Source organism: Pedobacter kyonggii (assembly GCF_004310665.1).
In the GTDB taxonomy this organism is placed as follows: Bacteria; Bacteroidota; Bacteroidia; order Sphingobacteriales; family Sphingobacteriaceae; genus Pedobacter; species Pedobacter kyonggii.
The window spans coordinates 1-12,159 of record NZ_SIXF01000053.1 but is presented as its reverse complement, the minus strand read 5'-3'; the positions used below and the strand labels follow the sequence as shown (position 1 = coordinate 12,159).

The window sequence follows — 12,159 nt, the reverse complement described above, 5'->3', positions numbered from 1 at the left end:
TTTTAATGTTTTTGAAAAATGAATGAATTGCGTTGAGCGGTTGGCGTGAAGTGTAAAGTAGCTGGCGTTTTGCGTTTCATTTGCCTAAACTCTAAACCCTCTTCTCTAAACTGTTTAAAGTTAGTTCGTTAGTGGTTAGAATTTACGTGATGCCTTAAACCATTTACCTTTCTGCCTTCAACCTCCGCTTAGGCTTTTGGCCAGTCGTTAAGGTGCTCGGCATTGCCTAATTTAAGCTTTCTGGCTGAAATCTGGAATTTGAGTGTCATCGGGTGATCGCCAACAATGTTTATCCCTTCAGAATATTTAACAATGTAGCCATCCTCGAAGTTAACTTCTTTCATTTTGGCATCTTCCTCTGTTTTCTTGATCAGAAGGGTTCCTGTAATAGGTTTGTACTGGTTGTTTACCATCGCCTCGATTATTGAGGTGTCTTCGGTTGACTCGATCTCAATGTCGATGGTACCGCCGTAAACTCCGGAAGAAGGTCTTCCCTTAGCATCTACATCACGGTTTAACGCATAGGCACAATGAAGCACATCGTACTCCCTGCCTGAAAAATTTAATCTAGCTTTGAAAGCCATAGTTTTAAAATTTAAAGGTTAAAAATTTAATTTATGTAGCCTCCGCTACATTAAATATAAACCAAATATTAAGCCAATTATTGTGTATGTTCCTCTTATATAACAGCTAACGTGTACACCGAATTCTAAAATATTATCCTACGGTTAGCAGAATGCAGATTTTTGACAAGAAAAAAAATGTATTTTTTTTGAAATCACTTACCGTCTCATTTCCACTACATGCAATAACTTAAAATATTGTAGCATTTTTAGACAAGGCGTTACTTTTTGCAACAAAAAAGTAATTGTTAATATTATTGGCAATAACAGAAAACAGCATTATTTTCTGCGAGTACAAAGTAAGACCAGATTTGGAACCAATAAAATTAAGAGGCTTACAATGTTTCACGAGTTAGGTTAAACTATACGACTTTAATGGCCTACCTACAATTTGGGTTCATGTTTCAGCCTAGAGCCTTTATTTTATCCGAACTTAACACTTGTTGTCATAAGTAACTCAATTTACCTGTATGCCCCTAAAATGTTTAGGTTAAAGAATAAAAGCTTAGTTTTTATACCAATCAAAAGCCCTGAATGAAATCTAATCCTGCGCGCATTTAGCCTTTCTATTTAGAGCGGTTAATTCAACATATATGTTGTTTCCAGAGCCTGTTTGAATTAAAAAATAAGAATTTCCTGTTTTCTTGCTTTCCCATACTTTGTATGTCTTTTTTGTTTGTTCTGATGATTTAACCTCATCTCCGTTTTCGTCTAACGCTATAGCCCCACTGTTACTATTATAATGGATTATAACCTGATTAGTCCCACCCAGAAATGTAACTGTCATAGATTTACCATTAAATCTCAAAAACTTGTCGGATGTACTCACATAAGTATTGAAATCAAAAATAGTTTGTTCTTTACTTTTGTTGTCCTCTAGCTTAATTCCTTGGCTAGTTAGTATCGTATTTAATTTTCAGTAAAATTAATCTCACTCAAATCGAATGCAAAAACCTTGTTCTGATTTACGACATTAGCTAAATTATCTTTATTTTTTCTTTCATCTCTTCAGAATTGCAAGAGATCAATCCGAAAATTAAAATTACTGGCAGCAACATTTTTATCATTTTTATTCCAAAACAAATAACAATTCAATTTTTTCGCCACCAGTTTCAATAACTACAGCCTAAAAAAAGTACAATTGCGACTATAAATAATATTCCTTTCATAATTTTATTCCTCGCAATTGGGCATCTAGCGGATAATTTCGAACCCATTATTGCCTTTTGGCAGGTGTATGTATAATGGAAAGCCAAATTCTTCGTCCTCTTCCGTTTTTAAATAAGAAATAATCGGAGATTTATCCTCTCTGATTAAGTTTACCACCCTATTTTTTGCGTAAAATTCTACCCTTGGCACTTCCGGAAAATCCTGCATGACATAACCCTCAGCATCGAGCATTTTGAAAATGCTGTTCAGTACGGCAATATTATCTTCTTCCAGGTACATAGATGCATCTGTTTCTTCATACCTTTTTTCTAAGAGCGGTGCAAGCGCATTCACATCCTGATCTTTAAAAAGTGTATAAATCCGACGGTAATAGTTGTGTACCTTCTCGATGGCAGCTTCATTTTCAACATCGATAATACCAGCATTGGTCCAGCCTATTAATTGATAAGGTACCTCTGCCTTAAATTCTCCGATAGACTCTAAAAGGGGCAATTTACCATCTTTAGCCCGCTGCATTTTATATTCGTATACAGTTTTAAGCTGCTCCTTATCCATTGTTGAAGCATCAAGGTATTGTATTTTAATAATAGCTTCGGCATCCTGATGTATTGTTTGTGAATCTGCCAAGGGCTTAAGCCTCAGTTTAACCTGCTGCAACCCACTGTTCAGTATAAAATGATTTATGGGGTAATTTGAGTAAATGCTCCCCCCGCTATCATATGAAAAGGCCAGCACATCATTGATCAATATATCGAAATTTGCAAGAGAGACATTGAAGTCAACTAAATAATAGGGTTCTTTTATCATGCCTTGCTCGGTTATTTAAAAGGATTGTCAATATTTTTATGATACCCCATAATTACGGCGTCTTCAAATGCTTTTTTAGTAATAATATCGAGTTTAAAGTTTAAACTATTATTTACCGGATCTAGTGTTAACCGATATAGGACATCATTTTTCACCCATGAAGTTACCTGTGGATAATCAACAACCATACTATTGAAATCATTTTTATACTCTTTATAATATTCGGGAAAGCTTTCTTTAAGCATTTCCTTGGTTTTGGCACTCAACGCTTCGGCTACGATGTTGTTTACCGAGGCACTATCAGGTTTCCCGAATTTTTTCTTGAGATATTGTATACTGCCAGCAGTCTGCTCTGCATTAACGGTAAATGTTGCAAATGATAACAGGTTGTTATAGGTGGTAATAACTGCCCCAAATGAAGGATTAATCGATGCCCCGTCGAATTTAAGATTGGTACTTTCCTTTTCATCGAATGAATATTTAACAATTTTTTCGCCCTTATCAACTGTTTTAAAACCACCATTTGAAACTTCGATATGTCCATTCTGGTTTTCCACCCGAGAAGCATAACTGTTTAAATCAATATCCAATGGTTTGTTGAAAGTTAACTGCGCAATATCTATAACCTCTTTTTTACAGGCAGATGTTAAAATCACTAGTAACAAAGTGAATGACAATAATTTTATTTTCATAGTATTAAATATAATGTTTTTCGAATTTTATTTCATCTGGTTTTACTATAACAGACTCGCCTTCGTAGCTGAATGTTCTTTTAATAAAACCGAATTTTACGGTGGTAGCAGCCACAAATTTAGCCTTAATACCGGCAAATGATGCAATTGGGCTGGCATAGATGCCACTTTTATCGGCACCCACCTCAATACCGCCGGTTACGCTTGTTTTAACATTGGCTGTTAACACACCTTCCACACCCATATTTGCTGTACCAGCTTTTGCTAATGCCTTAAACTCTACCGAAACTTTTATTTCACCAGTAACTTTAACATTGCCAGTGGTTTCTTTCGGGAAAAGTACATTTATTGTAGTTTGGCCATTAATATTGATTGCTCCACCAAAAGTTACTAAAAATGTAATCTTGACATTTTTTTCAAGTTTTTCTAATACCCAGTTAATTACGGTTCCTGCACCGGGACAAATGGCATTTCCACCATACTCCACAAAAATCTTAAACAGATCGATAAATGTATTGGCCTCAACAAGTGGTTTGGTATCAGCACCGATTTTTACAATTTCACCGACCCTACCATTTGTTTTTTGGAGGTACCATTGTGCCGAAAAAGCAATAACAGGCGGTTTTACCTCAAAGCTCCATTTCCCTTTTGCCACCGGCGATTGAACTACATCATCAGCCAGCTGTTTAATTTTATTAAAAATGCGCAGAGTTTTAGCAATCCGTTCTTCCCATTCCTTGCCAAACTCTACCTTTTGTTTACTGCCGTTTGCTGCAGTCCACTCTCCGGTTAATGAAAGTTCGAACTTTTGAGCCATTTCACCGTACTTTTTAGACCATTCTGCATCTATTACCGCACCAATAGCTTTATTTTGGGCATTTTTTAATTCGTAACCATATAATTTATTGCCATAAGAATAGGCAAAGGGTTGTGTATGCGACCATTTAAATTCTACCGTCCATTTTATATCCGAATAAACATGGATCGCAAGTGTGGGGTTATTTGGAACTGAAAAATATCTACAAGTATGAATATGGACCTGGTAATTATTCATTATGCCACTACGCCTAGGCCAAATGTAATTTAATGGAATAACATTAAACTTACTCATGGTAGATACTGCCGGAACTATAATTTTGCCCTCATTCTCAGCTTTTACATCAATGTTGATTAATTTGATGGTTTTATTATGCTTTTTGCGGTCAAAACAAGCTTTGGTGTCAAATTTTACGGGTTCTACGGTAATATTTTTTGGCTTATTACCAACTATAGTTTCATAAATAATGGTTTGTGCATTATGTCCGTAATATTCAAAAGCAATATCAACCCTCCGGTTATTCTGATAGTCTGCCTCATTTTTATATTTAATATTATCGCGTCCTTTTTTATCGTCTGTGGGGTTTACCTCTCCATGTCCGGCTGTTTTGATCCGATTAGGATCTAATTTTCCTTTGATAAAAAATTCTCTTACTGTTTTTGCCCTGTTTTCTGATAATACATTGTTATGATTCTGTTTACCGATTACACAAGCAAAACCATCAAGTTGGATGGTGCTGTATCGATGCTCGAGCAAGAACCGCAATATATTGTTAAGCTGTTTTAAACTTTCAGGTAAAAGTTCCGTACTATCAAATTTAAAAATAATAGATTCTAACGTTTTTTCCCTTTTATCGGTAATATTCTTAACGCCCTTTCCATTGTCGAAAATAAGTTCCGGTTTGCCGCCCTCCTCGGTAATATTAATTTGTTCGAATTTGCACAGCTCAAACCTTGCCTCGTTTTTATCGGGCTGGTAAATGGTAACAGGTGTTCTGTTTTCGGGTATGTCTACTACCTGCGATTTAAGTTTATCTTTTATCCTTAAAAACCGGGCATGGGCAGTATCACCTTTACCACCCGTATCTTCAATGTATTTACCCGTTACGGGATGCACCACACGAACATAAAATTCCTCCACATCTGCTCTATCATTCATAGATTGGTACCAGGAGTACGTATTGGGGATTTTTAGGTTAATTTCGCCATTAGTTACACTCACCCGATAAATTTTGCGGGTTTCTTCATCATCTTTTGGCCATAGGCCTAATGCTGATCTCAATTTTCTGAATACCCTTACCTCTACATTATCATAGCCATTTAACCCTTCTGTAAAGAGCCTGAGCCAGATGAGTTCTCCGTACGAAAACTGGTAAGTTTTGCGCACATCGGCCCCTCCTTCATTTTGAGTCCACCTGCTGTCTACTATTTTTGCAGGCGATTCGCCCCTGATCTTTAAGCCTGATTTACTATCAAAATTTCCGCTCCATGTTGCTTCAATGTACCACAGGTATGGTCCGCATAATTTTTTAGGTATCCGGTAACCATAGCTAAAATTACTGGGTATTGTTTTCTGAAGATCTATGACGCTTTTCTCGTTAAAAACGGCCCATTTTACATCTTTCTTTCTATCTTGTTCGGTAGTACCAGGCTGCCATTCTCCTATTTTGAACCAAACATATTGATCGGGCGCTACTACCACTAACTGGCCAGGTATAGATCCTTTATTAGCATTATATACTTTACCTTCGCCGGTCCAAATAATTTTCTTTATTCCCTTTGCCATACGTTATGCTTTAACACTCGCTTCTACACCGTTAAAATTATTTGCAGATTCATCTAAAGATTCTGACATGGGATTGAGCTGTGATTGTACGTCTTTATTTGCGTTATTAAAGTTTTGTTTTGAGGCTTCTGCTTTTTGACCATGCTGAACAATCTCAATGCAATCGGTACCTCCTATTGGGCAGGTAGCTTTGCTATCTTCGAGCAAAATTTTACCTCCGTTTGTAAGGATGGTATCTTCATAAAAACCCGACCATTTGGTTACCACCGCATTACAGGGTTTATTATACATTTTTGAGCAAGAGCCAAACATGTTCTTTTCAAAAGTTGGGCCGATATCCATTGTGGTTGCTATGGATTTTTGGCTTCCATCTTTATCGTTTGCATATTCTTTGGTGTGCGTTAGCACTTTGAGTTTATCGGGCGCCGATCCAAATTTGCACATACACTGTGCCCCCTGAACTACAATATGTTTCTCTGCCATTGCCTTAATTATTTAGTAAACGATCCCAAAATCCCTTTTTTGACGGGCCATCAAGTACCACCATTTCTGTTACGGGCAAACCTTTAACATTGGTATCTAATTCGAAATCGTGATCAAACTCCTGGTCATTTTCGGGAATCAATGCAATTTTCACCTTTACTTTCGCTTTTTCCTGTGCTCCATAACTGAAATCAGAAACTATAGATATGATCCGCTTAAATTTCGGGTGTAAAAGATAATATCCTTCGTAATTACCAGTAGCCCTGTTTGTGATATATAATTCATCCTCCAAAGGCATAATAGCACCTTCATGAATCAATTCTATTGCTCCAAAGCTATTGGACTGGGCACCTAATTTCTCTTGCGTTAGATAGCCCTCTATGTTAAAGCCCCTGGCTATCGGAAATTTATATATGGATTCAGTTACATGGTTTTGACCATATTCTTTATAAACCGGTTTAAAAAAAGTGTGGATAAACCAATCGTTATTTAAAAATGCAAGGTTTATACTATCAGCATTAGCTAGCTGTTTTTCCATCCGCTCTATATAGCTTTCTACAAGGTCGCCTTCAAAATTATCCTGCACCTTCTTTTTAACAGACTGCCATCTTTTTAATATGTCCTGGTGATTGTAAATACTTTGAAAACCACCATTTTGATCAACAGTAATTACCAAAGGATAAAATACTTTTCCTGCAGCATAAGCCAGACGATCGGCAACCAGATCGGGCAAGATTTCATTGACAAAAACATCACTGATCCGCTCAATTTGAAATAAAGGTTGCCCCTCTTTACCTGGCTTTAACCTGGTAACACGCACTTCGTATTTCACTTCGTTGCTATTTTCTTCGCCCTCGTTAAAAGTAATTAAAACACCATATTTTAGACATACTTCAGCAGGCCAATCTAAACGAAGGGCGTTTAAGCCTGAATAATATATGGTTTTATTTGAAATGTCCATTTTAAAACTGTATCAATCTATTTTACAAAGAATTATCGAACATACATTAATATACATTTAGCTTTGAAAAACATCGTAATACCAATCACCTCCGTTTCTGAATAATACAGAAACTATTAACAGCATAAAGAAGTAGAGTAGCAATTGTTTAAGGTATTTATATTCTTTCTTTTCACCCAATTTTAAATAGTAGTTACCAATTAAAAATAAAATTCCAGAAATGAGACCTGAAGGAATTCCTCCCCAAATGACTGCAATTGATGCTCCCCATCCACCCCGCTCAAACAAAAACCAGAAGAGCATGCTTATTAAAATACTTCCTAATAAGAAGCCTATAACTTTTAAAAAATTTGCCCCTGATATTGCGTAAATGATTACCAATAGTCCGATTAGTAAAGTTGAAAAGGTATAAACCAAATCATCTAAAAAGTCTGTTTTTTCAATAGGAAAAATAACACCAACGGCAATAAGGCTAAGCGCAATACCTACCCAAAGACTCTTCTTTTTAACTTCCATATTATTTCCCCTTATAACCCGGATTTATTCCTGAACTAAATGCACTTTTTAATCCATTTTTTGCTTTATCCCAAAATTGACTATGACTTAAACTATGAGATATGGTGGCTAAATAAGGTATACCACCGGGTCTTTCCATTAGGTCGGTATTTAAATCTTGAGTAGCAACCAGATCTGCATGATACCTGGTTACCAAATTACGATAAATTTGAAGATGTGTTTTTCTTAGTAACTTTAACTGGGTATCACTTTCTCCAGAAACAACATATTCTAGCTTACCAATTTTGTCTTGAATATCTCTAACCTGATTCCCAGTTATAAACTGGCTCAATAAACGCATCAAAACTTCTCTTAACTTCTTGGCTTGTAATGCTGATTGGAGAGGTGTTAAAAAAGCATCAAAACTTGCTTTTTTCTTTCTGCTATTGTATCTGTCGGAATCAGTAATAGGAACATCAATTATTTCAAGACCTTTGGTCTGCTTTTTGGGGTTCCAACCAGTTTGCTCAATACTATCGGTTATCCCAGTATTTTCTTTAAATAAAGTTTCTAAAATGCCAAGTAAATAGCTGTCACTCTCACCTGTTTTTATCGCTAAAATTTCATTAAAAAGTCTCAGCCCCACCAATAAATTTAAATCGGTAAAAAATTCAGATCTCCCATAACCACCTCTTCTTCTACTTTGATTTGTTGAAAATACGGTTTGGGCTGTTGTAGCCCAATTTAAAATCCTATCCAATAGGTCCAAAAACTGCTTCTTTTCAACTTTGAACCTTTCAGTTTTGATACTTAAAATATAATCTATTACTGCACCTAGCAACAATTTAATTCCATCCAAAAGGATGGCCATATTTCTCCACAAACGAGGTCCTTCAGTGTCATCCTTAATATATAAATCGCTTAATACATCAAAGGTTGTAAAATCTACAGCTTTTATCCTTTTTAGTGCTTTATCAAAGTTACCTTTATTTAAATTCCGGATCAGAACTTCGAGATTGATTAATGAAAAATCTGCGACAAACTGTTGTGTTAAATCATATCCATTATGTACATTGATAATTTTGCAGGCAGGATGTAGTTTAGTATGGTTTAACTGGTGTTTATTTTGAAAAAAGGGGGTAGACAGATAAGTAATGCTTTTTATTTTCCACAACTCTGGAAATGCTTTACCCTTTTCTGTTGTAATTAAATTAGTAAACTGATTAATAACATTGCCACCGTGCGAATGCCCTATTAAATGTAAGTGTACTTCCTTTCTTTTAAAACCTGGATATTCTCTCTTGATCAAATCCAATAAACGATCTGCAGCTAAGTTTCTTTCCTGGGTATCATTATCACCAGACCAGCTAAAAAATGTTCCTTCTATGTGTAGGTTGTGGAATTGAGGTTTTAATTCTTTTACTTTTGCCCAAAAATTTACAAGACTGGCATTGCCGTCTTTATCTTTGCCATCCCAATAAGTTGTATTTGCCTCGTGTTTTAATCCTTTAGTATTTATAGGGTCGGTGGTACCTGCAACCATCATCACTAAATCAACGATAGTTTTATCTTTTGTGGCCTCTGGTACTACAAACCTCGGCTTTTTAAACACTACATTTGTCATAGCCTGCCTATTTACCGGTGATATTAATTTTTTTGTTTGAAGCTAAAACCAAATTTTCTCCTAAGGCAACAATCTCTACCTTTTCAGCAGTTTCAAATACTGTTTGCGAAGTAGAAACATATTGATCAGTAATTGTAATGATCAGGTTTTTAGCAATTTTCTTAATGGCCATATCAAAAAAGATTTGATTTTTCCGCACTGTTAATCTCTACAGTTTTTTCAGAACTCTCCAACAGCATGTTTTCTTTGGTGCTAAAAATAGTTACCTTTTCAGCATACTGTGTCGATTCCTGAGCACTTCTCATGTATGCTTTTTCTACCATTTCAGTTTTATTATTTGCTGATTCTTTCATATCTCCAGTGGCGCTGATATTGATATCTTTTCCAGCGGTTTGCGTAATGTCTTCGTTGGCACTTGTGGTAATGTTCTCACCGGCACTTTCTGAAATGTTTTTACCCACTTTCACATCCATATTTTCCTCCACATTAATCTGCATATTCTTACAGTTTAAAGTCATGTTCTCCAAAGCGGTAATGGTGATATTGTTGCCTTTGGTATCAATATGAATGATATTTTGATGTATATCGGTAATTTTTATCCCCTGGGTATTCGCATCATCATCAAACTCGACCAAATGCCCACTTCTGGTAATAATACTTTTAAGGTGGTTTTTAATTAAAGGGCTACTATCCACACTAGAGCTGTGGTAAACACTTCCCATTACTACCGGCCGTGCAATATTTCCCTCTTCAAAGGCAATCATCACCTGATCATCTATTTCAGGGATCGCGAAATATCCACGGTTGTTACCCCTATCGCCAACACCGGCACTTGGCGTAACTACACGCAACCACTCTGTAACATCGTTGGTTAAACATTCCCATTTAAATTTCACTTTTATACGGCCCTGGCCTTGTGGATCGTTATTATCGATCACATCTGCCAGTTGCATATCGGGCTGTGGTTTTTCGAAGTTCTTTACCAGTAAACGTTCGGTTGTGGATACTTTGCCTTCAAAAGTATTGTGGTATTTACCGTTTTCGTCTATATGATGTGTAATACTGGTAATAAGAAATTTACCCAGACTTTCGGATGTAAAAGCAAGTTCTTTACGAAGGCTCATTGTAATTTCGGCAATGCTGCCTATGCTTAAACCTGCATTATCGCCCCTGGCTGTTACTTTTAAAAGCTCACTTGTATTGGCTTTCTCTTCATTTTCTACCAGGTTTTTAATGTCGTTGTTATTATCTACCCTGATTAACGAAGGTTGGTTGAAGGTTTTACTAAAAGTAAGGTTAGAAGCTTTTACAGCATGGGATAAATCGGGTGTGCCATCTACTTTACCTGTACTCTCGCTCAGCAGCATTTCGTTCTGCTTCGGATTATAGGAGAACCGTTTATTTTTTATCGGTGCAATTTCCATTGCATACTGCATTTCCTGAACATCTCTGCCATAAAACAGGGATATGTCCTTTTGTGTATTGGGTTTTCCAAAATTAAGCTGTTTGCCATCGTAAAAAAGCCATTCGTGGTATTCGGCAGAAAGTCGGTTCAAAAAAGCAAAATCGCTTTCACGGTATTGGATAATATAATCGATTGATGTATTTCTTGCGGCATTGGCCACCACTTTTAAATCATTGGCAGGCGTATCTTTAGTTGCCAATTTCACGATTTCATTGAGGTCTTTATCTAAATATGAACCCAAATCAGGTCCACGATCGATTAAAATAGTTGGGCTATAACCACTTACAATTAGAACACCATGGTAACCATGACTTTGTGATAGTTCAACTTTTGAAACCAGACCCACAAAATTCTGCATGCCTTCTGCCGAATGGCCAAAAGAGGCAGTTAAGGTTTTACCCACAAAATCGCGGCTATCATCTAAGCTGATCAGTCCTGGCGCACCCATCTGGTCGTGATTAAAGCGCAGTTCAAAATAGTGATGTTCGTTAAAAGCCTGTTGAAGGATGAAGGAAGCAAAATGTGTAATTTCTTTTCCTTCTATATTGATCTCTGCAATGAGTTTCTTTTCCATATTAATTTATCTTGATCACAACAATTACCCTAGGCCAAATGCTGGGTATGCACATGCTCTTATATTAAAAATGGATCCATTTTCTGCAAACCATATGTTCAAATGAGTATTGTGTATTGATGCCGAACCAAACATCTTAACTGAATAGTAATCGTTTTTTACTGCAACATGTTTGGAGTGGTTAGACATAAATTGAGCATTAATTTTTGAGATGGCTTTGTGAATTAATAACGCATTAAAAAGCCATATTAATTTTTGGGATTATTGAGATGATAGGTAGATGTAGGGTGATGAAAAATAGCAACGGATTAAAAGCGCCCAAAAAAATCGGAGCGCTTTTAATTACTATATACTTAGTGATGACTAAGCTTTAGGCCAATCGTTTTCATGTTCTGCGTTGCCCAGCTTTAGCTTACGGGCCGATACCACAAAACTTAATGTCATGGGTGTATTGTCGTTTACCGCAATACCCTCGTTATACTGGATGATATAACCATCCTCGAAAGACAGTTCTTTCATTTTAGCATCTTCTTCGCCTTTCTTGAAAACCAATGTCCCTGAAAGCGGCTTGTACTGGTTGTTTACCATTGATTCGATCACAGAAGTATCTTCGGTTGATTCGATTTCGATATGGATGGTACCACCATAAACACCTGACGATGG

Annotated in this window: 12 protein-coding genes; all 12 read right to left on the bottom strand. The window is 36.4% G+C overall.

Annotation, left to right across the window (positions count from 1 at the left end; genetic code table 11):
* Nucleotides 1–188: 188 nt before the first annotated feature.
* Nucleotides 189–584: a type VI secretion system tube protein TssD gene (tssD, locus tag EYS08_RS25190; protein WP_131032655.1), complete on the bottom strand. Its 396-nt coding sequence runs from the start codon at nucleotides 582–584 to the stop codon at nucleotides 189–191.
* A gap of 580 nt (nucleotides 585–1,164) precedes the next feature.
* Nucleotides 1,165–1,410 carry a hypothetical protein gene (locus tag EYS08_RS25185; RefSeq protein ID WP_131032654.1) on the bottom strand — a complete coding sequence of 82 codons (246 nt, stop codon included), beginning with the start codon at nucleotides 1,408–1,410 and terminating at the stop codon, nucleotides 1,165–1,167.
* A gap of 407 nt (nucleotides 1,411–1,817) precedes the next feature.
* On the bottom strand, nucleotides 1,818–2,600 hold the full coding sequence (locus EYS08_RS25180; protein WP_131032653.1) for a hypothetical protein: 783 nt from the start codon (nucleotides 2,598–2,600) through the stop codon (nucleotides 1,818–1,820).
* Nucleotides 2,601–2,611: 11 nt separating this feature from the next.
* The gene (locus tag EYS08_RS25175) at nucleotides 2,612–3,292 is read right to left on the bottom strand and encodes a hypothetical protein (protein ID WP_131032652.1); all 681 of its coding nucleotides are present in this window, start codon (nucleotides 3,290–3,292) and stop codon (nucleotides 2,612–2,614) included.
* 4 nt (nucleotides 3,293–3,296) lie between these two features.
* A complete protein-coding gene (locus tag EYS08_RS25170) occupies nucleotides 3,297–5,894 on the bottom strand; it encodes an OmpA family protein (protein ID WP_131032651.1) in 2,598 nt (865 codons plus the stop codon).
* 3 nt (nucleotides 5,895–5,897) lie between these two features.
* Nucleotides 5,898–6,377, bottom strand: coding sequence for a DUF4280 domain-containing protein (locus tag EYS08_RS25165; protein ID WP_057935167.1), 480 nt, complete (start codon nucleotides 6,375–6,377; stop codon nucleotides 5,898–5,900).
* 4 nt (nucleotides 6,378–6,381) lie between these two features.
* Nucleotides 6,382–7,338, bottom strand: a complete 957-nt coding sequence (locus EYS08_RS25160) for a hypothetical protein (protein ID WP_131032650.1) — start codon at nucleotides 7,336–7,338, stop codon at nucleotides 6,382–6,384.
* A gap of 57 nt (nucleotides 7,339–7,395) precedes the next feature.
* The gene (locus EYS08_RS25155) at nucleotides 7,396–7,854 is read right to left on the bottom strand and encodes a hypothetical protein (protein ID WP_131032649.1); all 459 of its coding nucleotides are present in this window, start codon (nucleotides 7,852–7,854) and stop codon (nucleotides 7,396–7,398) included.
* Between the two features lies 1 nt (nucleotide 7,855).
* Complete coding sequence (locus EYS08_RS25150; RefSeq protein ID WP_131032648.1) at nucleotides 7,856–9,382, bottom strand: lipase family protein; 1,527 nt, start codon at nucleotides 9,380–9,382, stop codon at nucleotides 7,856–7,858.
* An 82-nt stretch (nucleotides 9,383–9,464) separates the two neighbouring features.
* The gene (locus tag EYS08_RS25945) at nucleotides 9,465–9,629 is read right to left on the bottom strand and encodes a hypothetical protein (protein ID WP_165456556.1); all 165 of its coding nucleotides are present in this window, start codon (nucleotides 9,627–9,629) and stop codon (nucleotides 9,465–9,467) included.
* 1 nt (nucleotide 9,630) lies between these two features.
* Complete coding sequence (locus EYS08_RS25145; protein ID WP_131032647.1) at nucleotides 9,631–11,496, bottom strand: type VI secretion system Vgr family protein; 1,866 nt, start codon at nucleotides 11,494–11,496, stop codon at nucleotides 9,631–9,633.
* 363 nt (nucleotides 11,497–11,859) lie between these two features.
* A partial coding sequence (tssD, locus tag EYS08_RS25140) for a type VI secretion system tube protein TssD (RefSeq protein ID WP_131028297.1) occupies nucleotides 11,860–12,159 on the bottom strand: 300 nt, incomplete at its 5' end.